Annotated in this window: 22 protein-coding genes and 1 pseudogene; 16 read left to right on the forward strand and 7 right to left on the reverse strand. The window is 38.0% G+C overall.

Annotated features, from left to right (window positions below; translation table 11 throughout):
* Positions 1–196: 196 nt before the first annotated feature.
* Both M2139_RS06040 and M2139_RS06045 read right to left on the reverse strand, forming a co-directional pair.
* Positions 197–559: a rhodanese-like domain-containing protein gene (locus M2139_RS06040; protein ID WP_280738004.1), complete on the reverse strand. Its 363-nt coding sequence runs from the start codon at positions 557–559 to the stop codon at positions 197–199.
* A gap of 3 nt (positions 560–562) precedes the next feature.
* Complete coding sequence (locus M2139_RS06045; RefSeq protein ID WP_280738003.1) at positions 563–1,087, reverse strand: MarR family transcriptional regulator; 525 nt, start codon at positions 1,085–1,087, stop codon at positions 563–565.
* 168 nt (positions 1,088–1,255) lie between these two features.
* Here M2139_RS06045 and M2139_RS06050 point away from each other — a divergent pair, with 168 nt between their 5' ends.
* The 9 genes from M2139_RS06050 to scrK all read left to right on the forward strand — a co-directional run bounded on the left by M2139_RS06050 (position 1,256) and on the right by scrK (position 11,060).
* The gene (locus M2139_RS06050; protein WP_280738002.1) at positions 1,256–2,914 is read left to right on the forward strand and encodes a patatin-like phospholipase family protein; all 1,659 of its coding nucleotides are present in this window, start codon (positions 1,256–1,258) and stop codon (positions 2,912–2,914) included.
* Between the two features lie 6 nt (positions 2,915–2,920).
* Entirely contained in the window at positions 2,921–3,154 is a 234-nt protein-coding gene (locus M2139_RS06055; RefSeq protein ID WP_280738001.1) for a YdbC family protein, read from the forward strand.
* Between the two features lie 2 nt (positions 3,155–3,156).
* Entirely contained in the window at positions 3,157–4,035 is an 879-nt protein-coding gene (locus M2139_RS06060) for a YicC/YloC family endoribonuclease (RefSeq protein ID WP_280738000.1), read from the forward strand.
* 140 nt (positions 4,036–4,175) lie between these two features.
* Positions 4,176–5,144, forward strand: a complete 969-nt coding sequence (locus tag M2139_RS06065; protein WP_280737999.1) for a LacI family DNA-binding transcriptional regulator — start codon at positions 4,176–4,178, stop codon at positions 5,142–5,144.
* Positions 5,145–5,331: 187 nt separating this feature from the next.
* On the forward strand, positions 5,332–6,648 hold the full coding sequence (locus M2139_RS06070) for an ABC transporter substrate-binding protein (protein ID WP_280737998.1): 1,317 nt from the start codon (positions 5,332–5,334) through the stop codon (positions 6,646–6,648).
* A gap of 309 nt (positions 6,649–6,957) precedes the next feature.
* Positions 6,958–7,842 carry a sugar ABC transporter permease gene (locus tag M2139_RS06075; RefSeq protein ID WP_280737997.1) on the forward strand — a complete coding sequence of 295 codons (885 nt, stop codon included), beginning with the start codon at positions 6,958–6,960 and terminating at the stop codon, positions 7,840–7,842.
* Entirely contained in the window at positions 7,839–8,687 is an 849-nt protein-coding gene (locus M2139_RS06080; protein ID WP_280737996.1) for a carbohydrate ABC transporter permease, read from the forward strand. The genes M2139_RS06075 and M2139_RS06080 overlap by 4 nt, the downstream gene beginning before the upstream one ends.
* Positions 8,688–8,700: 13 nt before the next feature.
* Positions 8,701–10,185 (forward strand): glycoside hydrolase family 32 protein, encoded by a 1,485-nt coding sequence (locus M2139_RS06085; protein ID WP_280737995.1) that lies wholly within the window; start codon positions 8,701–8,703, stop codon positions 10,183–10,185.
* 2 nt (positions 10,186–10,187) lie between these two features.
* Positions 10,188–11,060: a fructokinase ScrK gene (gene scrK, locus M2139_RS06090; RefSeq protein ID WP_280737994.1), complete on the forward strand. Its 873-nt coding sequence runs from the start codon at positions 10,188–10,190 to the stop codon at positions 11,058–11,060.
* A gap of 53 nt (positions 11,061–11,113) precedes the next feature.
* On the opposite strand, the gene M2139_RS06095 is transcribed toward scrK, so the two are convergent.
* The 5 genes from M2139_RS06095 to M2139_RS06115 are packed head-to-tail and all read right to left on the reverse strand — an operon-like array spanning position 11,114 to position 15,325.
* Entirely contained in the window at positions 11,114–11,923 is an 810-nt protein-coding gene (locus tag M2139_RS06095; RefSeq protein WP_280737993.1) for a histidine phosphatase family protein, read from the reverse strand.
* Positions 11,924–11,938: 15 nt separating this feature from the next.
* Positions 11,939–13,375, reverse strand: coding sequence for a glycoside hydrolase family 1 protein (locus M2139_RS06100; RefSeq protein ID WP_280737992.1), 1,437 nt, complete (start codon positions 13,373–13,375; stop codon positions 11,939–11,941).
* Positions 13,368–13,733 (reverse strand): PTS lactose/cellobiose transporter subunit IIA, encoded by a 366-nt coding sequence (locus M2139_RS06105; RefSeq protein ID WP_280737991.1) that lies wholly within the window; start codon positions 13,731–13,733, stop codon positions 13,368–13,370. The genes M2139_RS06100 and M2139_RS06105 overlap by 8 nt, the downstream gene beginning before the upstream one ends.
* Positions 13,734–13,771: 38 nt before the next feature.
* Positions 13,772–14,992 (reverse strand): PTS transporter subunit EIIC, encoded by a 1,221-nt coding sequence (locus M2139_RS06110; RefSeq protein WP_280737990.1) that lies wholly within the window; start codon positions 14,990–14,992, stop codon positions 13,772–13,774.
* Positions 14,993–15,013: 21 nt separating this feature from the next.
* Positions 15,014–15,325, reverse strand: a complete 312-nt coding sequence (locus M2139_RS06115; protein ID WP_280737989.1) for a PTS sugar transporter subunit IIB — start codon at positions 15,323–15,325, stop codon at positions 15,014–15,016.
* A gap of 125 nt (positions 15,326–15,450) precedes the next feature.
* Between M2139_RS06115 and M2139_RS06120 the strand changes: the two genes are divergently transcribed.
* The 7 genes and pseudogenes from M2139_RS06120 to rsmB all read left to right on the forward strand — a co-directional run bounded on the left by M2139_RS06120 (position 15,451) and on the right by rsmB (position 24,036).
* On the forward strand, positions 15,451–17,367 hold the full coding sequence (locus M2139_RS06120) for a BglG family transcription antiterminator (RefSeq protein WP_280737988.1): 1,917 nt from the start codon (positions 15,451–15,453) through the stop codon (positions 17,365–17,367).
* Between the two features lie 259 nt (positions 17,368–17,626).
* Positions 17,627–18,241, forward strand: coding sequence for a guanylate kinase (gene gmk, locus M2139_RS06125; RefSeq protein WP_280737987.1), 615 nt, complete (start codon positions 17,627–17,629; stop codon positions 18,239–18,241).
* 4 nt (positions 18,242–18,245) lie between these two features.
* Positions 18,246–18,545 (forward strand): annotated as a pseudogene (rpoZ, locus tag M2139_RS06130) (DNA-directed RNA polymerase subunit omega); the annotation flags it as partial.
* A 247-nt stretch (positions 18,546–18,792) separates the two neighbouring features.
* The gene (gene priA / locus M2139_RS06135; RefSeq protein ID WP_280737986.1) at positions 18,793–21,198 is read left to right on the forward strand and encodes a primosomal protein N'; all 2,406 of its coding nucleotides are present in this window, start codon (positions 18,793–18,795) and stop codon (positions 21,196–21,198) included.
* Positions 21,199–21,231: 33 nt separating this feature from the next.
* Entirely contained in the window at positions 21,232–21,735 is a 504-nt protein-coding gene (gene def / locus M2139_RS06140; protein ID WP_280737985.1) for a peptide deformylase, read from the forward strand.
* A complete protein-coding gene (fmt, locus tag M2139_RS06145) occupies positions 21,728–22,672 on the forward strand; it encodes a methionyl-tRNA formyltransferase (RefSeq protein ID WP_280737984.1) in 945 nt (314 codons plus the stop codon). Before def ends, fmt begins: the two co-directional genes overlap by 8 nt.
* On the forward strand, positions 22,672–24,036 hold the full coding sequence (rsmB, locus tag M2139_RS06150) for a 16S rRNA (cytosine(967)-C(5))-methyltransferase RsmB (RefSeq protein WP_280737983.1): 1,365 nt from the start codon (positions 22,672–22,674) through the stop codon (positions 24,034–24,036). The genes fmt and rsmB overlap by 1 nt, the downstream gene beginning before the upstream one ends.
* Positions 24,037–24,377: the final 341 nt, after the last annotated feature.

The following is a 24,377-nucleotide window of genomic DNA, read 5'->3' on the forward strand; positions in this document are numbered from 1 at the left end:
AAAGTCAGAAAGCAATCTGGCATTTTAATTACCGCAATAAATATGATGAAACTATCAAAAGTAAGATAATAATAATTAAATCATACCTAAAAAAAAAGAAATCCCACAAAACCATAATGGTTTTCATAGAATTTCTTTTTTTTGAAACTACGAACATAATTTACTTATGTCACAGCCCCTTTTTGTTCACTAATTTTTACAATGTTTCGATTGGTAAATTCATGCCTTTCCAACCTTCTAAGGCTCCGGCAAGTTCATAAGCTTCAAAACCAGCAGATAATAAAATAAGCAAAGCAGTTTTTCCTAAAGTTGTGCCGCCTGTCCAATCGTAAACCACATAAGTTTTACTTTTATCTAATTCATCTAAATGACTAGCTAACTCTTTAGCAGGAATTGCTAGCGCACCTTTGATTTGGTCCTTTTTCACTGCGGCAGGTGCATTGCGGACATCAAGCACCACGTAAGGTGAATCGGCATTGTCCATATTTTCTAAAACGGTAAAATGATTGATGTACAAACTAAGGTAAGTTTCTAGTAATTCGATTTTTTTGTTTTCCATGATTTATTGCTCCATTTCTTGGGCACCTTTTTTCGTGCCTTTTCCAATTTTGTTTAATAGGGCGGAAAATTGCTGGATATCTTCATTAGATAGGTCGCTGAAGATCGTGTTTACAATCTGAAAGTTTTTAGGCAGAAAATTATCTAAAACTTGTAAGCCTTCTGCGGTCAACTGAACCGATAAGGAACGTTTATCGTCAGGAGACGCTGTCTTGGTTAACCAATTTTTAGCTTCCATAGCTTTTAATAATTTACTGACGGTGGCACGGGTAGCGCCTAATTTATCGGCGATGACAGAAGGCAGCAAGCTGCGATTCGGTGCCTGTTTTAAAAACATCAGAATGATAAATCTTGATTCACTAAGGTCGTTTTTATCAAGGACGGTATCGTAAATTTTTTGCATATTGCGATAAGTCCATTGAAAATCAATAAATAATTCGACCATTTGGGAATTCAGCTCAGCGTAAGCCTGATTCATAAGTTCAATCCGCTGATTATCGGGGCGATCAATAAAATTAAAGTTATCCATAAGTCATTCTCTCCTATATAATTAGCTAGCTAACTATTAGGTTATCACACACTAATTTACGACTGTCAATAAAAAAATTACAACCAATTTCGGTGGAAATCTCCACGAAACAGTTGATTTTCTGTTAAAATAGCCATAATCAAACTATTTTAAAGGAGGGAAATCTTCTTGAAATTAACGAAACTCTACCTTTCAGAAAATCAGCAGTGGTTTCCAAAATTGCAAGCTAGTCAATTGCTGTTGCCTTTTTACGATAGTCATGCCCAAGGTCGCAAAGAATTGGCGCTTGGCGCGAAAAAAGGCGAAAGCTATTTAGTTAAAAACGCGGGTCAGCGGTTTTTTATACAAGTGGAAGTTGCAAGCGGAATCTGCACCGTTAAAAATTTATTGGCAACTGATTTATTTTCACAACAAAAAATAGTTGTCTGGCTGGAACAAGCGGCACGAGCTTTATTTGCAAAAGAAATTCGCTTAGATTTTTCAAAATCTCAAGGGACTTTTTGGTCAGAAAACTTATTGGCGGCAGGTTTCCAGCAAAACGGGCAAGTTTTCACGAAAAAAATAACAGTGAAGTGGGGATTGGCTTTTGGTGGTGGCGGCTCCCATGGGGCATATCAAATTGGCGTATGGCAAGCTTTGCGAGAGCTGGAACTGCCGATAGCAGTAGTCAGTGGCACGTCAGTCGGGGCGTTAAATGGTGCTTTGTTTGCGCAAGGTGATTTTGAAGCGGCGAAAGAGTTATGGCAAGATTTAGCGACGGCAGGTGTGTTGCAATTTCCCGCCGCAGCGGAAAAAACCGAAACTTTGCAAGCTTTAATCGCACAAATTGCTTCTTTGACTAGTCATGCGCTAGTGCATCAAGGGGTTTCCACGGCACCTTTGCAGAAAATTTTAAAGGGTTTAGTTTCTCATGAAAAAATGGCAGCGAAGCAGGTTGATTTTTCTTTTGTTACCACCCGCTTACGGGGCTTAAAAGAAACCGTGATTACTTATCAAGAGACCACGCAAGAGGAATGGTTGCAGTGGTTATTGGCTTCAGCTTCCTTTTTTCCCGCGATGGCGGCGCAAAAAATCAAGGGGGAAGCCTATATTGACGGCGGTTACCGCAACAATCTTCCGGTGGATTTGCTTTACGAAAAAGAGGTAACTGACTGTTTAGCGGTGGACGTCAAAGGTCCCGGGATAACTAAAATCGTAACGAAACCAGCGGCAGTCAATCAGTTGGCGCTCCATAGCCCGTGGTCTTTAGGTTCGTTTCTACTATTTTCCCCTGAGCGCTCGCAAGATAATTTGCAGTTAGGTTATTTGGAAACTTTAAAAACCTTTGGTCGCTTGCAAGGTTACTGGTACAGTTTTACTTTAACTAGTAATTTTGAAGAAGATTGGCGAAAATTTTATGAAAAATGGCAAAATTGGTTAGGCAAAGAAAATATACTGCCAATTGATGAAATGTTGAAAAAATTGCGTAAGTTTTATCGTAAGGCCGTTGTTTGGGAAAATTGTGGCTTGGTTTTCTATGAATTAATCGGGAAACTACTCGCCATTGACCCGACGGTTGTTTATAATGAAAGTGAGTTTAAAGCAGCTCTTTCCCGACGAGAAGCTGGCGCGGTCCATAGTGAGTTGTCTTTAAGTGAGTGGCTGCAGAAGTATTATCGAGAAAACAGCCCTTTAGCCGAAGAAAAACAGATTTTTTGGGCTTATCAACAGTTGCAGGAGCAAGGAACAGCTTGGTGCAACGAACTATTAACCGTATATAAATTATTTCCAGTTCAGATGATGTTGGCGGGCTTTTTATTAGAGATTAATCAAACAGAGGAAGGATGAGCAGTTGTGGCAGAAGCTTTTTCTTATGAAATTTTAGAAGAAATCGCCGTTTTATCGGAAAATCCGAAAGGTTGGCGCAAGGAATTAAATTTAGTCAGTTGGAATGGTCGACCCGCTAAATTCGATTTGCGAGATTGGGCACCAGAACATGAAAAAATGGGCAAAGGTGTAACTTTATCTAACGAAGAATTTCAAGCATTACAAGCAGCACTAAAAAAAATGGAGAATGGAGAAGTCTAATTATGAAAAGTATGACTGGTTTTGGCAAGGCAACTTTAGAATCAGAAATTTATCTAATTGATGTGGAAATCAAAAGCGTTAATCACCGTTTTTTAGATATGCAAATTCGCGCACCGCGGCAAATTAACCCCTTTGAATTAACGATTCGCCAAGAAATCAAAGAAAATATCCAAAGAGGTCGCTTGGAAGTTTTTGTTAATTTAAAAGAAAAAGCCAGCGCCACTAAAGAAGTCGTTGTGCAGTGGCCGTTGATTAATAGTTTATTAGCTGAACTAGCAGTGGGGATGCCTGAAAGCTCATCAGAAAAAATTCTGAAAAAAGTGTTGCCTACTTTGGTTACCCAAGATGCTTATATCACTATTGAAGAGCAACAAGGCAACGTGGAAGAGTTGGAAAACTTAGTAATCACAGCGGTGAAACAAGCCGCCACTAACCTAAATCAAAGCCGTGCCCAAGAAGGTCAAGGCATCCAGGCTGTTTTAGAAGAAAATCGTCAAATGTTGCTGGAGGTAATCAATAATTTAGCAACTTTCAATGAAAGTTATGAAGCCGATTTCCAACAACGTTTTGAATCGAAACTGCGCCAGTGGTTAGGGGATAAAGTCACTGAAGACCGCCTGTTAACAGAAATCGCTTTGTTAATTGAACGGGGCGATATTCACGAAGAATTAGATCGCTTAAATATTCATCTACAGAGCTTAGCGCAAATGCTAGAGAAAACCACACCAATCGGGCGAGAGTTGGACTTCTTAATTCAAGAAATGAATCGCGAAGTCAACACCATTGGCTCAAAAAGCACCAACATCGAAATTAAAAACATGGTAGTTCAGTTGAAAACCATTTTAGAGAAGATTCGCGAGCAAATTCAGAACGTGGAGTAGGTAGGGAAGCCCTAAAAGAAAATCAGGCGATAGGAGCCGATTTTCTTTTAGAGGCTTTTTAATTCCAATGAATTTGGAATCGTTTCAGTTTTCTGCTATAATGTTTGAATGAAGATAGGTTGGAAAGGATTTCGAAATTTATGAAAGCAACGATGAAAGATGTAGCAGCACTGGCGGAAGTAGGTGTGGGTACAGTTTCAAGAGTAATCAACGGCGTAAAAGTTAAAGATAAAACAAAAGTAAAAGTCATGGCAGCCATTGCGGAGTTGAATTATGAGCCTGATGAGTATGCTCGTGGGTTAAAAACTAATCGTAGTAATACAATTGCCTTGATTTTACCAACTATTTGGCATCCTTTTTTCTCTGAATTTGCTTACTATGTGGAAGAAACTTTGAGTCAAAATGGCTATAAGTTATTTCTATGTAACGCCAACGGAAATGCTGAAAAAGAAAAAGAATACATTCAAATGATTAAACAGAATAAAGTAGATGGCATTATAGGCATTACTTATTCGGATATTGATAAATACGTATCCTCTAACTTACCTTTTGTCAGTATTGATCGACATTTCTCTGAACCGATTTCTTATGTAACAGCGGATAATTATGTAGGCGGGCAAATTGCAGCTCAAGAATTGCTGAATCGCAACTGTAAAAGCTTATGTTATGTAGGTGGTACCTCTCCTTATCCTAATGAAACCAATAATCGTAAAGCTGGCTTTTATAATGTTTGTGAGGAAAAGGGTTTGCCAGTGAAAACTTTAGATATGCCAGAGCCGATTCAACAGTTGGAGCAGCAACTTACTGAATTTTTTACTAACAATCTCGATATTGATGGAATTTTTACTGTTAATGATTACATGGCTTTGGATGTAATCAAAGTTATGAAAAAGTTAGGGAAACAAGCGCCAACGGATTATCAAATTATCGGTTTTGATGGTGTGAAAATTTCTCAGGAGCGGGATTATTTGATTTCAACAATTGTGCAACCGATTGAAGAGATGGCAAAAACGTCAGTAGAAACCTTGATGGCGATGATTCTAAATGAAGAACCGCCTAAAAGAGTGATTTTACCAGTCTTTTTCCATGGAGGAGAAACGACAAAATAATAAAGGAGAAGGGCTAATTTTTTAAAATTAGCTCTTTATTTGCGTAATAAGGAATAGCACAATAGTAAATATTTTTTTTAAATAATCTTGACAGCCAAGTATTTCGATGGTATCTTTTAAGTGGAAATTGAAACGTTTCCACTTTTTTAAAACAAAATCGGAAACGTTTCAAAAATAAGGAGGATACATGATGAAGAAAAGATTAATGTCAATGGCCACAGTAACTGCTTTAGCGTTAGGAGGATTAGCTGGTTGTGGCGGTAGTAAAGAAGCTAGTAGCAGTAGTGATCCGGGAGAAATTAAGGTTTGGGTTCAGTTTTCTGATGAAACGCCAGAAGGAAAAGCGTGGGAAGAAGTTGTTGAAAATTTTAATGCTGAATATGAAGGTGAATTTAAAGCAGTAACAGAATATATTCCTCGTAGCGGCAGCGGTGGTGGTTATGAAGATAAAGTAAATGCAGCGATTACAACAGATAGTTTACCAGATATTATTACTTTGGATGGACCGAATACAGCTGCTTACGCACATTCCGGTGTGATTGCGCCTTTGGAGGAATACTTGGAAGACGCCGATATGGATGATGTATTAGATAGTATTATTCAGCAAGGAACTTACGATGGAAAAATGTATGCTTTTGGTTTTTCAGAATCAAATGTAGGAATTTATTATAATAAAGCATTGTTTAAAGAAGCTGGTATTACCGCTGAAGAAATGCCGACTTTGGAAAATCCGTGGACTTGGAGCGAGTTTCAAGCAATTTGTCAAAAATTAACAGATAAATATCAAGCTCCAGCAATTGATATGCAACTGGCTTCTAGTGACGAAATGTTAACTTATGCTTATACACCTTTTGTTTGGTCAAACGGTGGTGAAATTGTTAATGAAACGGGGACTGAAGCTGAAGGCTATTTTAACGAAGAAAAAACAGTTGAAGCTCTATCATTTGTCCAAGATTTAGTAGAAAAAGAGTATACAACAATTAGTCCTATTGAAAAAGGCTTTGAAACTGGCAAATATGCAATGTTGTTAAGTGGTTCTTGGGCAATGGCTGATTTAGATGAAAATTATCAAGATATCGAGTACGGTATCTTACCCTATCCAGTTTCTGATAAGACGAAGCAATTAGTTTCGCCAACGGGTAGCTGGCAATTAGCAATGACGACGAAAACAGAGAAAAAAGATGCTTCAGCAGCGTTTATCAAATTTGCGACCAACACAGAATCAAGCAAAATTATTAGTTTAGGGAATAGTGTTTTACCAATCAGAAATTCAACAATTGAATTGATCAAAGATGAAGTTTCTGAAGGCATGCAAGTTTTAATGGAACAAAATCAAATTTCTGGTCATGCACGTCCGGTTGTAGTGGCTTATCCACAAGTTTCGAGAGCCTTCCAACAAGCTATTCAAGATGTCAGTTATTTTGAAGAAAATCCCGACGTTCAAAAAATCGCCGACAGCCGTGCTACCGAAATGCAACAAGCAATCAACAATTCTTTGAAATAAGAAAAGCAGAAGGGTTTGTTCTGCACCCGAGCAAAGTGCAGAATCAAATTATAGCGATGATTTTTATCGCGAATTTTATTTTCACTTTGTCGAGTGGTGCAAAGCCCTGTAGCTAGACATAAAGAAAAGCAGAAAGACTTGTTCAACTTCTGAAGTGAAATGAAAAAAAGATTTCTTTTTAGATTCAAGGGATAAATTTAAGAGTGACTAAGGCATAAATTTTAAACGAGTATTAGTTTCAACTGATGTGATTGTCTGACTGTTTATAATTGATGTCTTAGTCTTTAATTGTAAAGGGGGCTTTAATAAATGTTAAAAAAACCTACGGCTAAAGAAAATATACTAGGGTATAGCTTTTTAGCACCGGCGCTATTATTAATAATTATATTTTTGATTATACCTGTTGCGATGGTGGTCTATTATGCATTTACTGATTATTATTTATTAACACCAGATGCTCGCCAATTTGTTGGCTTAGATAATTTTAAAAGGTTAGTTAGTGATCCGATTTTTATTAAAAGTATTTGGAATACTGCGAAATTTGTGATTTGGATTATTCCTGTTCAACTGGGAGCTGCCTTAGGGATGGCTTTAATTATTAATAAACAACGAAAAGGCAACATGTTTTTCAAAGTGGCTTTCTTTGCGCCAGTGGTAATGTCATTGGTTGTTATTTCGATTTTATGGCTGTATTTATTGAATCCTAATGAAGGGTTAATTAATACTCTACTTAGTAAAATCGGAATTGCTAGTCAGCCCTTTTTAACTAGTCCCAAACAAGCGATGTATACGATTGTTTTTGTTTCTGCTTGGCAAGGGGCAGGCTATCAAATGTTGCTATTTTTAGGCGGGATGCAAAATATTTCGCAAGATGTTTATGAAGCAGCTGAAATTGATGGTTTTTCAAAATTTCAACAGTTTCGCTATATCACGATGCCACTATTAAAACCGACTACTATTTTTATTTTATTGACCACTTTGATTTCAGCTTTCAAATTAATTGTTCAACCAATGGTTATGACGCAAGGTGGGCCGATGGGGTCAACGATGACGATGGTTTACTACATTTATCAAACAGGCTTTACAGATCGCTTAGTGGGATACTCAAGCTCGATTGCCTTAGTCTTTACAACTGTAATCGGTCTAATAACGATTGCTCAAAGAAAACTGGTTAAGGAGGATGAAGAAGCATGAGAAAAAAATTTGGACCCATGACGATTCTTGAATATGCTTTGTTACTGTTGTTAGCTGCTTTATTTATCTTTCCGATGATTTGGATGGTGGTTTCTTCCATGAAACCTGAAGCTGATGTTTATAACAACCTTTCTTCTTTAAAGGCTTTCTTACCCAGTTTAAATCCCACTAATTGGTTTAAAACTTATCAGGAAGTGATTGAACGGTTTAGCATCGTAACTTATTTATTAAATAGTATTTTTTATGGGTTAACCTTTGCTTTTGGTTCAATTATTGTCAATTCTTTAGCTGGTTTTGCATTTGCTAAGCTTAATTTCGTTGGCAAGAAATTTATTTTTGGTGTTTTATTAGCGTTGCTAATTGTACCGATGGAAACCGTGCTAATTCCACAGTTTACTATCATTAATACATTAGGTTTAGTTAATAATCGTTTAGCAGTTATTTTGCCAGCGATGGCCAGTGCCTTTAATATTTATCTGTTTCGCAATTTCTTTATTGCCATTCCAGAAGAGATTATTGAATCTGCTAAATTAGATGGAGCAGGTATTGTTAGAATATTTTTCCGGATTATGTTGCCAATGTCAAAACCGGCAATTGCTACAGTAGGCGTGTTATCTTTTATTGGTAGCTGGAATGACTATATTTGGCCGCTGATGGTGTTAACTGACCGAAGCAAATTTTCTATGCAAGTTGCGATTACCACGATTAACACTACGCAACCAGTTTATATTAATCAAGTAATGGCGGTTTTAACGATTTCGACGATACCATTAATTATTGTTTATGTTGTCGCACAAAAATATATTCTTCAAGGACTAGGTGGTTCTGGTACGGGAATTAAGTAGGAGTGAAATGTTGATGTTGCAAGAGCTTTTAAAAGCCAACCGCTTTATTGCGGGGCACGCTAAAGAGGTGATTACTGATTATCGCAATCAGTATCATTTGATGGCACCGATTGGCTGGATTAATGATCCTAATGGTTTTGTTTATTTCAAAGGAGAATATCATTTATTTTATCAATATTATCCTTATGATAGTGTTTGGGGACCGATGCATTGGGGACATGCTAAAAGTCGTGATTTAGTCCATTGGGAAGAGTTGCCAGTGGCGTTAGCCCCCAGTGAAAGTTATGATAATGAAGGCTGTTTTTCGGGTAGCGCCATTGAAAAAGAGGGTAAATTATATTTGGTTTACACCGGCTGTAATAAAAAAGATGGTAAAATGCGCCAAATTCAATGTTTAGCTGTTTCAGAAGATGGCATTCATTTTGAAAAATATGCAGGCAATCCGATTATCGACGAAGAACAGTTAAAGGGGATTGCCTCGACAGAAGATTTTCGAGATCCTAAAATCTTTAAAAAAGGCGATGCTTATTATGCAGTAGTAGCGGCTAAAACAGCAGATGCCCGTGGGCAAATATTATTGTTCCGCTCAAGTGATTTGTTGAATTGGGACTTTTATTCGGTTTTATTAACAGGAGAAGTGAACCAAGGGATTATGTGGGAGTGTCCGGATTTATTTGAGTTAGATGGCAAAGATGTTTTAATTCTTTCACCTATTCAAATGCAAGAAGATGGCTATTCTTATAAAAATACCAGCTCTACAGTAGCTTTTATCGGTGAAGTAGATTGGGAAACTGGGCATTTTTCAACAGAAAATTATCATGAAATTGATTGTGGGTTGGATTTTTATGCTCCGCAAACTTGTGAAAACCTTCAAGGGCAACGTATGATGGTAGCCTGGATGCAAATGTGGGATCGGCGGATGCCGACGAATGAATTTAAACATGGTTGGGCTGGGTCCATGACCTTACCAAGAGAACTACATGTTGAAAATAATTGTCTTGTGCAAAAACCGATAGCTACAATCTATCAAGCGATTGAAGAAGAGGTAGCGTTAGCGGTGAAGGACTTAGAAGCGCAAAGCTATGAATTGAAAGACTGTATTGCAGAGCAAGATTATTTGCATTTAGTGATTGATATGCAGCAGGCGACAAAAATCAATTTGCAATATGCCAAAAGTGCTACAGAAGCAGTAGAATTAAGTTATGACGCGGCAGAAACTTGTTTTACAATGTCACGAAAAAATATCGGCTATGAATTGCCTGGTTCAGAAAAAGAAATGTTAACAGAACGAAGCGTTAAGTTGGCTTTAAATCAGCAACCACTAGAAATCGAAATTTTTCGTGATACTTCTGCCATTGAAATTTTTCTAAATGGTGGCAAAACCATGACCATGACTTTTTATGAAACAGAAAAAGGCCGTGATTTCATTTTGACTGCTGACAGTAAAGTCAAATTCTCCTTAAATAGCGGTGAATTTAATTTGCAGAAAGAGGGATAAGAATGATTTATGGTTCGATAGAGGCCGGTGGCACAAAATTTGTGTGTTCTGTTGCCGATGAAGAGTTAAACATACAAGAACGAGTAAATTTTCCAACAACTACACCAAAAGAGACCATGGCGTTAGTTGTAGAATTTTTCAAAAAATATCAAAAAAACTTAGGTGCAATAGGTGTTGGTTCATTTGGTCCGATTGATATTCATCGGGAATCAGCTACTTACGGCTATATTACTTCAACCCCTAAATTAGCATGGCAAAATTATGATTTTGTCGGGGAGTTGAAGAAACATTTCGATTTACCGATTGCTTGGACTACGGATGTTAACGTGGCTGCTTATGGTGAGTATGTAATGGGTCGGGGACAAGGTTTAAGTAGCGTGGTTTATTATACAATTGGCACCGGTGTTGGCGGTGGTGCTTTGCAAGATGGCCGTTTTATTGAAGGGTTCAGCCATCCGGAAATGGGTCACATGCTGGTGCAACGCCATCCAGCTGATGATTTCAGCGGCAGTTGTCCTTTCCACGGGAGCTGTTTAGAAGGCATGGCAGCTGGCCCAGCGATTGAAAAACGCTTAGGAAAGAAAGGCCAAGACTTAACAGAAGATGATCCATATTGGGAAATTGAAGCCAATTATATCGCCCAATGTGCGTACAATACAACCTTAATGTTATCACCCGATGTGATTATTTTTGGTGGTGGTGTTATGAAACAACACCATATGATGAAAAAAGTTCATCAAGCTTTTACAGAATTGTTGCAAGGTTATGTGACAACCCCTGATTTAGTGGATTATATTGTAACACCGGCTTTAGAGGATAATGCAGGGACCTTTGGCTGTTTGGCATTGGCAAAAGAGTTGACTATGCAGTACTGAACTATATAAAGAGCGTGAAAAAATTTATTTTTTCACGCTCTTTATTGTTAAAGTTATTTTTTTTCACCATTTTCTAAATAGCTAGTGTCACCAATTTTTTCAATTGTAAATTCACCATCGTGTATTCGAACGGTTGTGACACTACAATTGCCAATCGATTCACCTTTATAACCACCAGGAACTAAAATTTCTAAGATAGTCGGAATTTCACTACCGTGCGCAACAATTAAAACATTGCCACCCCCAGCTTTTTCACTTGCTGTAATGATCTCATTCATTGCTTCTTCAGATCGTTTTACAATTTCAGCATAAGTTTCAGCTGTTTGGGTAGGGTCATTTTTAGCGATTTCGTTAGCAATATCTGCATCGGAAAGCTTTTCTGTTAACTCTGCATATTGAGACCAATCATCATCAAAAGTTAAACCTTGCGCTTCAAAAATTGGTTGCCACATTTCAGAATTATCGCGACCTTCATAACCACCATAATTCCATTCTCGTAAACCAGATAATGGTTGAAGGGTTAATTGATTTCGTTCACCTTCTTCAAGAATATAATTTGCAGTTGACACAGCGCGACCTAAATCGCTTGAAAAAGCTAATGAAAAAGGAACTTCTGCAAGACCTTTAGCTAAATCTTGTGCACCTTGGACACCAACTTCAGTTAAAGGCGTATCGGCCCAACCTTGTACTTGATTGGTAGTGTTGAACATTGTTTTCCCATGGCGAACAAAGTAAAAAACTGTTTCAGTAGTTTCTGTAACGCTGGATTCTTGAGTGGTGGTTTCTGGCTCTGGATTTGAAGCACAGCCAACTAAAAAGGTACTTATAATTAAAAGACTACCCCATATTTTGAATTTTTTCATGTTCGTCTCCTTTATCTATGCTAGATTTTCACCGTTACTTTGAATTACTTTTTGATACCAAGCGAAGCTATCTTTTTTCAACCGTTTTCCGCTGCCTTTACCGTAATCATCAATATCTACATAAATAAAGCCATAACGTTTGCTCATTTCGCTAGACGAACAACTAACAATATCAATTGGCCCCCAAGTGTAGTATCCGCGTAAATCAACACCGTCTTTAATCGCTTCTTTCATAGCTGCGATATGATCACGATAATAGTCAATTCGATAATCATCATGAACGTGATCGTCTTCTAATTTATCAAAATAACCAACGCCATTTTCGGTAATGTAAATCGGACATTGATAGCGGTCGTAGAAGTCATTTAATAAAATTCTCAAACCGGTTGGGTCAATCGCCCAGCCCCAAGGATTTGCATCCAATTCTTTATTTCTATGAGGGCCTAAATCTTTATCGTATGAGTCTTTATCACAGATTTGTGTGTAATAATAAGAGAATGACATAAAATCAGCGGTATGCTGCAGAGCTTCTTCGTCACCAGGTTCGAAGGTCACGTTAATACCTTTATCTTCAAAGTAGCGGAAAGCATAGCCAGGATAGTACCCACGTAATAAAACATCCGCAAAGAAATATTCCATTTGATTCAGCTTTAAAGTAGCTAAAACATCTTCAGCTTTACAAGTGGCTGGATAAGAAGGTCCACCACAAAGCATCATGCCGATTTCGTTATCGGGATAGTTTTCGTGAGCGTATTTTGTAATTAAAGCACTAGCTACCATTTCATTATGAACCCCTTGATATTTTGCAGATAATAAATCATCAACAACATCTTCAGCAATGCCAAGGTGGTTAAAAGATTCATGAATGATTAAATTAATTTGATTAACAATAATCCATTTTTTTACTTTACCATGGTAACGATCTAAAATTACTTTACCGTAGTGAATAAAGAAATCAATAACTTCTCTTGAGTACCACCCTTTATAAGCGGTTGTTAAATGAATTGGAATTTCATAATGAGACATGGTAATCATAGGCTCCATGCCGTTTTTGATAATTTCATCGAATAAGTCATCGTAAAATTTTAAACCAGCTTCATTTGGTTCTGTTTCATCACCATTTGGAAAAATTCTTGCCCAGTTAATCGAAGTGCGGAAAGTTTTTAAACCTAATTCAGCAAGTAATTTTAAATCTTCTTTGTAAGTGTGATAAAAATCAATTCCCCAACGTTTAGGGAAAATAGCATCGGTGTTAGTCATTGCATCTTTGATATAGGTCGTGGTCATTTCCATGTTAGATTTTTTTTCTAAGTCTATATCATCACGAAATTCATTAATGTCAGCTACGCACCAGCCTTTGCCGTCAATATCCCAAGCACCTTCTGCTTGGTTTGCGGCAATTGCGCCACCCCATAAAAAGTCTTTGGGAAATCCGCTAGGTACTTTATTCATCATCTTCCCTACTTTCTAATTTATTTTCTAATTGCTGGATACGATAATCATAATTTTTGAAAATAGCTAATAAACGCTTGGCGATATTAATTTCACTGTAAATCGTCATTAAAGTATCTTGAGCATGTGTGAATAGAACAGAGTATTCTCCTTGTGCCCCTGAAGTTTCTTCAGTAATTGCGTCTGTTTGAACATGGTGTGCTTGAACAATTGATTCATTGGCTAAAACCATTTTTTCTTCAGCTAACTCAAAATTATTAGTTTCAATTGCTTTTAAAGCATCCATGCAATGTTTTCTTGCATCACCTGCGTGCAAAATGATTTGCATGGCATTTTGAACAACGAGTTCTTTAACCATTTAATCACTCCTCTTTTCTTACAGTTTATTTATAAAAACTAAGCTTCATTAGCCTCTTTTTCACATTCTTGTTTTTCATAAGTTTTGAAAAATGGGTACCAGATGATTGTTGCAACAACAAAAATTAGTAACATTAATAAGATTCCTGAAATTGTTCCAGTTGTTAACCAAGTAGCAATCGGAAATGGGCAGTACCACATTTGAAACATTACTGTTGGAATTGGTGCAAAAGCAATTACTTTTGTAAATAACCAAACAATTAAAGGTAAAATCAGGCCTTGAAGCCACATTGGGATCATTAAGATAGGGTTCCAAGCGATACAACCAAAAACAACAGGTTCATTAATGTTGAAAATGGTTGGAGCTACTGAAGCAGTTCCTAAAGCTCTTAATTTTTTTGATTTTGAACGAATTAACATAAAGACTAGTGGCATTGTACAACCGATACCGCCAATCCATAAGTAAGCGGAATATATTGTAGGGTCAGTTACTAAGTTCAATGCAGTACCATCAATATTTGCTTGGATAGCTGCTAATAGAACAGGGTTTAAAACGGGTGTTAATACCCAAGTAGAAATGCCTAGTGAATATAAGAAGCAGACAACAAACATAATTAGTGAGAAGCCCCATGGTGTTTCAAGAACATTTTGTAAAGGCATGAAGACGGCCGGTACAGCGTTATAAACATCAAAGCCTAAAATATCAACTAAGATCCAACCGATTAAAACAACGATACCAATTGGTAACATTGCGTCAAACCAAGAACGTACAAAGTCTGGGATGACTGATTCTTCACCGAAAAATGAAAATTTGCCAAATAGATTTAAAACAAAGCCAGCAAATAACCCAGCAACAATAGCAACAAACATTCCGCCAGCTCCAAGTGCACTGTGACTAAAGCCAGGTTGGCCGTCAGCGATAACTTGTGGAGAAATGATAATTAGAAATAAAATAATTCCAGACATTCCCGCATTAATTCTTTGTTTTCTTAAACGTTTCTTTTCCATTAAATTAAAAGGAATTAAGAAAGAAATAACTAGAGAAATCATCCCCATCGTCCAACCATAAGGAACCCAAAAATTAGGTAGACTTGGGAAATATTCATTTAAGATAGCTAACATACAAAAAACAGAGCCTAAAAAGATTAAAGGTAAAGCTTGCATAATTGAATCTTTTAGCGTGACAATCCAAGTGTTATGATTGATTTTATTCATTTTTGGTGTAAAGCTGTTTTCCAACCAATTAATTAAAGGTTTCATTTTGATATCCCCATTTCAAGATTATTCAACTTCTGCCAACAAATGTTCTAAGGCTTTTTCGCCGTTTAACGTAGCGTAATATTCTGGTTTCATTAAGATAACTTTGACTGGTGCATCACCAACAAATTCTTCAACTTCCTCTAGAATATAAGCTAAGTGTGGACCTACCATTAGTGCATCAATTTCATCAATGTAATTTTCGATTTCGCTTTCACCACGAGCGGTGATTTTAATATCCAAACTTTTTTCTGCAGCAGCTTTCCGAATGTTAGCTGCCATAAAACCTGAGCTTGCACCTGAACCGCAGACTAGTAAAACATTTAGTTTTTTCATTGTTGTTCCTCCGTTTTTAATTTAATGTTGATAGCGCTATCAATCATGGTTATACTATAGATAATATCTAGCGGTGAAGCAAATATTTTTTTGCACCACTGGGGTGAAAGAAAGGATGATAGTAAGTGAAAGCAAAGTATATTAATCTACTTCAATTCTTAAGTGAACAGCATCATTGGTTATCTTCCAGTCAATTGGCTGAAAAATTTGCCTTATCAAAGCGAACAATAAAAACATACATTTCTGATATTCAAAGTTTGGCACCAGGTGTCATTATTTCATCAAATAAAGGTTATCGAGTGGATATTGATAAATTAGCAATTTTTTTAAATGCAACACAAAAAAGCATTCCTGAGACCCCTTCTGAACGACTGGCTTTTCTTTTGTTAAAATTGATTTCAACAGAGGAACCTCTTTCAATTTATGATTTAGCTGGTGAGCTGTATATCAGTGAATCAACTTTATTAAACGATGCAAAAAAATTGAAAAAACAATGTGCCGAGCAGTCAATAGAAATCAAACAAACGAAAGATACTTTACAATTATTTGGCACTGAAAAAGCGAAACGGCAATTAATCCATACCGTATTACTTTCTGAGGTAGATAATAATTTTGTTGATATCACAAAATTACAAGAGAGTTTCGCTGATTTTGATTTGGATTATATAAAAGAAATTGTTGCTGAAGTGTTTTCAAATTATGATTTTTTTACAAATGACTATGCTTTAACGAATATTGTGATTCATTTAGCGATTGCAGTGGATCGTATGAGAAGTAATTTTCAATTTTCGGAAGTTGAAATGCTTTCACCGCAATCAATTCCTCCTGAGGTTTATAAAATTGCGGAGGAGGTGGCTAGCCATGTAGCAAGTCACTATGATATTTATTTTCCCAATGAAGAAATTCGTGACTTAGCTTTGCTGATTTCTGCTAATGGTACGAGTGTTAATTTCACTCAAATTTCTAGCGAAGATTTGGCTGGAGTAGCGGATCAGCGTTGTTTAAATTTAGTCACTAAAATATTGGAAAAAGTTCATGAACTTTATTTTATTGATAATAATGAATCGGAATTTTTAATTCGTTTTACTCTACATTTGAAAAATTTGCTTTATCGTTTAGATAATGGCTACGCCAGTCGCAACCCCATGACTGAGACTTTAAAAAAAGAATGTCCGCTTATTTATGATTGTGCAGTACAAGTTTCCCACGTCATTCAAAAAGAAGTAAACTACACTATTAGTGAAGATGAGATTGCTTATATTGCCTTTCATTTAGGTTACGCTCTAGAGGTTCAAAAACAACGAACTAGCAAAATTAATTGCACGATTTTGGTTCCGTTGTATTACAACATGAATATTCAAATTTTAGAGAAATTACAAAAAAACTTTGCCGAGGACTTAGATATTCAAAATATTTTAACTAATGAAAAAGAATTACAATATATTGAAACGGAATTAATTATTTCAGCAGTTAAACTGAATCAAGTTGTAACTACACCTTGTGTGATTATCAATCCTTTTTTCACTTTAGAAGATCGCCAACAAGTTACCGCTAAAATTTTTGATATTAAAGAAAAGAAGCGACGTGATCGCTTTGCTAGTAATTTTTTATCAATTGTTGATGAGAACCGTTTTTGCTATAAAACTGAAAGTATGTCAGCTGATGATTTGCTAAGAGAACTATGTAATCAAATGGAAGAAGAAGGAATTGTGGATGCACAATTTTTCTCTCAAGTGATGGAACGTGAAAAGCTTTCTTCAACTGCTTTTGGCTCCGTTGCAATTCCTCATTCCTTAACAATGAATGCCAAGCAAACCAGTATTTCAATTGCTGTTAATCCGAATGGTTTTCAGTGGGAGAATAGCAAAGTCACGTTAGTCTTTTTGATATCAATTAACTATCCTAATCGACATGTTTTTCGAGAGATTTTTGATGATTTGGCGATGATTTGTACTGACGAGCAAAATGTTCACAGATTAAGTCAGATAGCTTCTTTTGAAACCTTTGTTGAAACCCTAACCCATTGTTTTGCTACAGTTTAATGGCGTGTATTTTTATAAAAGTGAAAAAATAGTTGGTATGGGGAGTTTTTTCACTCCGTACAGCAGATAAATTTTCACAAAGTCCTTGAAAATTGTCTGAAAAAAGTGCACAATAGAGATTGAGTACATTGTTTAGCGGTTAGCTGTGAGAGCTAGCTTTTTTTCACTGAATTGATGCTGGTTTTTGCCGGTGATTATAGTCACTTTGTGAATGATTTTTGAAGAAAAGTGATTGCTTTTATAAGGAAAGGACGTCGTTATGTCAGAACGGGGATTGTTAATTGTTTTATCTGGCCCTTCCGGAGTTGGAAAAGGCACGGTGCGTAAAGCTATTTTTGAAAGTACAAATCATGAGTTTGAATATTCAATTTCCATGACGACTCGTCCAATGCGAGCAGGTGAAGTTGAAGGTGTGGATTATTATTTTCGGACACGGGAAGAATTTGAAGCGATGATTGAAGCTGGCGAGATGCTGGAATATGCGGAATATGTCGGGAATTATTACGGCACACCGTGGACTTATGTCAATCAAACTTTAGCAACCGGTAAGGATGTCTTTTTAGAAATCGAAGTTCAAGGGGCACAACAGGTGAAAGAAAAAGTGCCGGATGGCGTATTTGTTTTTCTAACCCCGCCGGATTTAGCCGAGTTGAAATCACGGATTGTTGGTCGGGGAACCGATTCAGCGGAAGTGATTGAAGAGCGGATGCAAGTCGCTAAAGCGGAAATTGAGATGATGTCTCTTTATGATTATGCGGTAGTCAACGACCAAGTCGATCTAGCTGTTGAGCGAATTAAAAATATTATTGCCAGTGAGCATTTTTCTGTGAAACGGGTCATCGGTAAATATAAAGAAATGATAAAGGAGATATAAAGCCATGATGTTAAAACCTTCCATTGATTCTTTGTTGAATCAAATAAATTCTAAATATTCTTTAGTAATTTTAGCAAGTAAAAGAGCCCACGAATTAGATGCGGGTGCCAAAGCCACGATTGATGAATTTGAATCAGTAAAAAGCGTCGGTCAAGCGTTAGAAGAAATCGAAGCAGCAACGATTGTTAATCATCTCAATCCTGATTTAAAACGGGAACAAGTTCGTTTAGCGGTTGAAGCGAAAAAAGCTAAAGCTGAACAAGAAAAACGCGAATTAGAAGACAAAATGCGCCAAGAGCAAGAGCGTCAAGCTAAACAAGCGCGTTTAAATCGTGAAGCTCGCGAGGCTAAAGCTCAATTAGAAGCGGAAACGAAAGCTTTAACTGAAGCGGAAGAAGTAGTTGCTGAAGCAGTTGAAGTGTTAGAAGAAATCGTCGAAGATACACTAGAATCTTAAGAAATCAGGAAACGAAAGCATTCAGTAGAGACCTGCTTGCTTTCGTTTTTTAATGATTATTACATAGCAAAAAATAAATCAGGAGGAATGTCTTTTGTTAAAAGTAGCTTATGTGATTGTTGATGTACCAACGATGCAAACCGACCAGCCTTTTACTTATGAAGTTCCTTCTTCTTTGGCAAAAGTGATTGAAGTCGGCATGCGGGTAGAAGTTCCTTTTGGGTTAGGCAATCGCCACTTACAAGGTTTTGTAGTGGCTTTGGGGGAAATGGCTGAAGCTGAAATGACCTTGAAGCCAATCATTCGCTTGATTGATATTCGTTCGGTTTTAAATGCTGAACAATTAGCTTTGGCAGATTATATGAAAAACACCACTTATTCTTTTAAAATCACTTGTCTGCAAACGATGTTGCCAGCGGTGATGAAAGCTGCTTATCAAAAGAGCATTATTCCTTTGTCAAAAGAACCAGAAGTTTTACAGTATTTTGGCGATGAAAAAGAGATTTTTTGGGAAGTGGCTGAAGCGGCCGGTACTTTGCCGCAATTGTTAGCTTTAAGAAAACAAGAAAAAGTCGATATTCGTTATCACGTAAAAGAAAAAAATCGCGTGAAAACCCGGCGTTACGTAGAAGCTTTGCTAAATGAAGCCGCTTATGAAGAAATTGCGGGTAGTTTAGGAAAAACCGCCCATAAACAGCGGGCTTTATTAGTGAGTTTAAGTCAACAGCAGCAGCCACAAACCGTCGCTTGGTATAAAGAAAATGGTTTTTCTTTAAGTCAGTTAAACCACGGCCGGGATCAAGGCTGGTTGCAATTTATTGAAGTGGAAGAATATCGGGATCCTTATGCTCATCACGAATTTGCAACAACCCAACATTTGCAGCTAAATGATCAGCAAGCGCAGGCTTTACAAGCAATTTTAGCAGGTAAAGAAGCTGCGGATTCACAAGTTTTCTTACTGGAAGGTATTACTGGCAGTGGCAAAACCGAAGTTTATTTGCAAGCTATTTCGGAAGTTTTAGTCCAAGGAGAAACGGCGATGATGTTAGTGCCAGAAATTTCTTTAACGCCACAAATGGTGGAACGCTTTAAAGGCCGTTTTGGCGAGCAAGTGGCGGTGCTCCACAGTGGCTTATCACAAGGAGAAAAATATGATGAGTGGCGGAAAATCGAACGAAATGAAGCCCAAGTTGTTGTGGGCGCCCGTTCAGCGGTGTTTGCGCCGTTAAATAATTTAGGCATTATTATTATTGATGAAGAGCACGAAGCCACGTATAAACAAGATGAAACACCCCGTTATCATGCGCGAGATTTAGCGATTTGGCGAGGGCGCTATCATCATTGTCCGGTGGTTTTAGGTAGTGCAACGCCATCTTTGGAATCAAGAGCACGGGCGCAAAAAAATGTCTATCATTTATTGCGTTTAACGCAACGAGGCAATCAGCAAGCCAGTTTGCCAGAAGTGACGATTGTTGATATGCGCGATGAATTTCGTCAAAAAAATCATTCTTCTTTCTCACAAGTGCTTTTGCAAAATTTAACCGAACGGATTGAAAAACAAGAGCAAAGTGTTTTAATGTTAAATCGGCGGGGCTATTCTTCTTTTGTCATGTGTCGGGATTGTGGTTTTGTTTTACCTTGCCCGAATTGCGATATTTCTTTAACGCTGCATATGGATACGAAAACCATGCGCTGTCATTATTGCGGCCATGAAGAAGGGATTCCCCATCGTTGCCCGAATTGCGGAGAAGATAAAATTCGTTATTATGGCACAGGTACCCAAAAAGTTGAAGAAGAATTACAAGCTTTATTACCCGCAGCCCGAATTTTGCGGATGGATGTGGATACCACCCGTAAAAAAGGCGCCCATGAAAAATTATTGCAAGCTTTCGGCAACAAAGAAGCGGATATTTTATTAGGCACACAGATGATTGCTAAGGGCTTAGATTTCCCTAACGTTACTTTAGTGGGCGTTTTAAATGCTGATACTTCCTTGAATTTACCAGATTTCCGCGCTAGCGAGCGAACGTTTCAGCTGTTAACGCAAGTTAGTGGCCGGGCAGGTCGCGGGGAGAAAAAAGGTGAAGTTTTCATTCAAACCTTTAATCCTGAGCATTACAGTATTCGTTTGGCGCAAACCCAAGATTACGAGGCTTTTTATCAGCGGGAAATGCAGATTCGTCATCATGGTGGCTATCCCCCTTATTATTATACGGTGAAAATTACCGCTAGCCATCCTGAAGAAAATGTGGCAGCGAAGAAAATTTTCCAAGTGGCGAAATTATTAAAAGCCGAATTAAAGGATACTTGTATCGTTTTAGGACCAAGTCCTAGCGCGATTTTACGAGTGAAAAATCGTTACTATTATCAAATGATTATTAAATATAAACAAGCAGACCAGGTGCAACAAATTTTAACTCAGATTTTAGAGGAAAGCCAAGCGGACCAACGCAAAGGCCTTTATCTAACGATTGATAATGAACCCTTGAGCTTTATTTAATGGCCACCGCCAGCTGCAAACAAAGGAGATTTTATGCGCTATCCGATTATTTTATATCCTGACCAACGCTTGCAACAAGTGGCTGAGCCGGTTCAGGTGATTACTGATGAAATTATTGAGTTGTTAGATAATTTATATGAAACGATGATGGCTCATGACGGGGTGGGGTTAGCGGCGCCGCAAGTGGGCAGAAATTTGCAAGTGGCAGTGGTAGAAGTGGAAGAAAATGATCGGATTGAGTTGATTAATCCGCAAATTATTCAGAAAACAGGTTCCGATGTTTTTGTGGAAGGCTGTTTGAGCATTCCGGAAACTTACGGCACGGTGGAACGCGCCGGAGAAATCGTGGTACGCTACTTTGATCGCGAAGGGGAAGAAATGGAGCTAACGGCTTACGATTACTTAGCCCGCGCCATCCAACATGAAGTCGATCATCTCAATGGTATTCTTTTTATCGAAAAAGTGATTGAAAAAATTCCTGTGGATCAATTAGAAGCATATATTCAAGCCAAAGAGGAGGAGGAAGCAGATGACTAAAGTTGTTTTTATGGGAACGCCGGCTTTTTCAGTGCCGATTTTAGAAGGCTTAATTGACGCTGGCTATGAAATTTTAGCGGTGGTAACTCAACCAGATCGACCAGTGGGCCGCAAAAGAGTGATTACCCCACCGCCAGTTAAAGCGGCGGCAGTAAAACATGGCTTACCTGTTTTGCAACCGGAAAAAATCAGCGGTTCACCAGAAATGGCGGAAATTATTACTTTAGCCCCCGATTTAATTGTAACGGCGGCTTTTGGACAGTTTTTACCAGAAAAATTATTGCAAGCCCCTAAATATTACCCTGTAAACGTGCATGCTTCTTTATTGCCAAAATATCGTGGCGGAGCACCGGTACATTACGCTGTCATGAACGGGGAAACTGAAACTGGTGTAACGATTATGGAAATGATTAAAAAAATGGACGCTGGCGGAATTTTTGCTCAAGAGAAATTGGCGATTACTGATAGCGATGATGTCGGCACGATGTTTGATAAATTAAGCTTGTTAGGGCGGGAGTTATTATTAGCGACTTTGCCTAAAATTATCGCTGGCGAATTAACGCCAATTCCGCAAGATGAAACAGCAGTCAGCTATTCACCTAACATTTCTCGGGAAGAAGAAGCAGTAGATTGGCAACAAACAGCCACCGCAGTCGATCAAAAAGTGCGGGGCTTGCGGCCATGGCCGATTGCTTTTACTATGTATCAAGAAACCCGTTGGAAATTGTGGCAAACTAGTGTTTTAGCGGAAGAAACGACAAGCGCCGCGCCAGGTACTATTATCAAACGCAGTAAAAATGCGTTATGGGTGGCTTGTGGTGCCGGCACGGTTTTAGCGATTAACGAATTACAACCAGCTGGTAAAGGGAAATTAGCGATTCAAGAATTTCTAAATGGCAGTGGCCAAAAAGTCAGCGAAGGGGAGCAATTAAGCTAATGGCAAAAAGATTACCGAAAAAAATTATCAATTCTGTTCGCTATGCGGCTTTAACGGCGATTGAAAAAGTTTTTGCTGGCGGAGCTTATTCGAATGTTTTATTAAATGATTTAATTATTAGTGCTGATTTAAATGAAAAAGATAGCCGATTGTTGACAGAACTCGTTTATGGTACCATTAGTCGAAAGCTTTCTTTAGATTTTTATTTAAAACCTTTTGTGGAGAAAACGAAGAACATTGATGATTGGGTTTATCAATTGTTGCGTTTGTCGGCTTATCAGCTGACTTATTTAGATAAAGTGCCGGCTCATGCGGTTTTAAACGAAGCGGTGGAAATCGCTAAAGCGCGGGGCAATCAAGGGATTGCTAAGTTTGTCAATGGCGTTTTACGCAATTACGAGCGGACACCACGCCGTGATTTTGCGGAGATTGAAGATGAAGTGAAACGCTTATCAGTGGAAACTAGCTTACCTTTATGGTTGACGAAAAAATTAGTCGCGCAATTAGGGTTAGCGGAAGCCCGCCAATTAGGCTTATCTTTGCTAACGCCAAGCAAAGTCAGCGCCCGCATTGACACGCGCCGTATTTCGCAGGAAGAGGCGGTGGCGGCTTTAGCCGAAGAAGAAGATTTGGATTTGGTTCCCAGCCAAGTTTCGCCTTATGGCATTGTCGGGGAGCGGGGGCATTTAGCTAGCAATCAGTTATTTACTTACGGTTTGTTGACGATTCAAGATGAAACTTCCATGTTGGTGGCGCCAACGCTACAATTGGAGCCACAGCACCAAGTTTTAGATGCCTGTGCTGCTCCTGGGGGAAAAACCACCCATATGGCGACCTTTTTAGAAGCGGAAGCCGGTGGCAAAATTACCGCCTTAGATATTCATCAACATAAATTAAAATTGATTGAAGAAAACGCTCAACGCTTGCATGTGGCCGAAGTGATTGACTGTCAAGCTTTAGATGCTCGCCAAGTTCATGAAACTTTTCCGCCAGAGTCTTTTGACCGGATTTTAGTGGATGCCCCTTGTTCAGGTTTAGGCTTGATGCGGCGCAAACCCGACATCAAATATACGAAAAAACCTGAAGATTTTGTAAAATTAGCAGCAATTCAGCTAGAAATTCTTGAAAGTGTTGCCCCAACTTTGAAAAAATCGGGTATACTTACTTATAGTACATGTACCATTACTGAAGAAGAAAATCAGCAAGTGCTGGCGACCTTTTTAGCGAAGCACCCTGAATTTGAAAAAATAGCACCAATCACCAATGATTTTGTTAAAGAACGGGTAATTGATGATTATATTACGATTTACCCACACCACTTTATGACAGACGGCTTTTTCATTGGCTGTTTACGGAAGAAATAGGTGTCGTTAAAGTAAAAATAAAAAGCTGATTTTATTTTAGCTGACAAAGCTTACTACGCTTTTCTAAATGTCTAGCTGCGAGAGTTTGCACCACTCGGTAAAGTGAAAAAGAAATTCGCGGTAGAGAACACCTCTATAATTTATTTTTGCACTTTACTCGGGTGCAGAACAACTCTCTACGCTTTTCTAAATGTCTAGCTTCATGAGCTAACTCCGCTCGATAAAATGATAAACAAATCCGTGGTAAAGAACACCACTATATTTGTTTATGCATTTTACTCGGGAGTTGACCAGCTCATTCAGCTTTTCTTATAAAACAAGGGGTTCCTTGTGTATTGTAT

This window comes from Enterococcus sp. PF1-24, assembly GCF_029893325.1.
In the GTDB taxonomy this organism is placed as follows: domain Bacteria; phylum Bacillota; class Bacilli; order Lactobacillales; family Enterococcaceae; genus HY326.

Excerpts from the sequence above, each read along its gene's own strand:
- M2139_RS06040 (WP_280738004.1), bottom strand. The coding sequence starts at position 559 with ATGGAAAACAAAAAAATCGAATTACTAGAAACTTACCTTAGTTTGTAC.
- M2139_RS06045 (WP_280738003.1), bottom strand. The coding sequence starts at position 1,087 with ATGGATAACTTTAATTTTATTGATCGCCCCGATAATCAGCGGATTGAA.
- M2139_RS06060 (WP_280738000.1), top strand. The coding sequence starts at position 3,157 with ATGAAAAGTATGACTGGTTTTGGCAAGGCAACTTTAGAATCAGAAATT.
- M2139_RS06065 (WP_280737999.1), top strand. The coding sequence starts at position 4,176 with ATGAAAGCAACGATGAAAGATGTAGCAGCACTGGCGGAAGTAGGTGTG.
- M2139_RS06070 (WP_280737998.1), top strand. The coding sequence starts at position 5,332 with ATGATGAAGAAAAGATTAATGTCAATGGCCACAGTAACTGCTTTAGCG.
- M2139_RS06075 (WP_280737997.1), top strand. The coding sequence starts at position 6,958 with ATGTTAAAAAAACCTACGGCTAAAGAAAATATACTAGGGTATAGCTTT.
- M2139_RS06080 (WP_280737996.1), top strand. The coding sequence starts at position 7,839 with ATGAGAAAAAAATTTGGACCCATGACGATTCTTGAATATGCTTTGTTA.
- M2139_RS06085 (WP_280737995.1), top strand. The coding sequence starts at position 8,701 with ATGTTGCAAGAGCTTTTAAAAGCCAACCGCTTTATTGCGGGGCACGCT.
- scrK (WP_280737994.1), top strand. The coding sequence starts at position 10,188 with ATGATTTATGGTTCGATAGAGGCCGGTGGCACAAAATTTGTGTGTTCT.
- M2139_RS06095 (WP_280737993.1), bottom strand. The coding sequence starts at position 11,923 with ATGAAAAAATTCAAAATATGGGGTAGTCTTTTAATTATAAGTACCTTT.
- M2139_RS06100 (WP_280737992.1), bottom strand. The coding sequence starts at position 13,375 with ATGAATAAAGTACCTAGCGGATTTCCCAAAGACTTTTTATGGGGTGGC.
- M2139_RS06105 (WP_280737991.1), bottom strand. The coding sequence starts at position 13,733 with ATGGTTAAAGAACTCGTTGTTCAAAATGCCATGCAAATCATTTTGCAC.
- M2139_RS06110 (WP_280737990.1), bottom strand. The coding sequence starts at position 14,992 with ATGAAACCTTTAATTAATTGGTTGGAAAACAGCTTTACACCAAAAATG.
- M2139_RS06115 (WP_280737989.1), bottom strand. The coding sequence starts at position 15,325 with ATGAAAAAACTAAATGTTTTACTAGTCTGCGGTTCAGGTGCAAGCTCA.
- gmk (WP_280737987.1), top strand. The coding sequence starts at position 17,627 with ATGTCAGAACGGGGATTGTTAATTGTTTTATCTGGCCCTTCCGGAGTT.
- def (WP_280737985.1), top strand. The coding sequence starts at position 21,232 with ATGCGCTATCCGATTATTTTATATCCTGACCAACGCTTGCAACAAGTG.
- fmt (WP_280737984.1), top strand. The coding sequence starts at position 21,728 with ATGACTAAAGTTGTTTTTATGGGAACGCCGGCTTTTTCAGTGCCGATT.
- rsmB (WP_280737983.1), top strand. The coding sequence starts at position 22,672 with ATGGCAAAAAGATTACCGAAAAAAATTATCAATTCTGTTCGCTATGCG.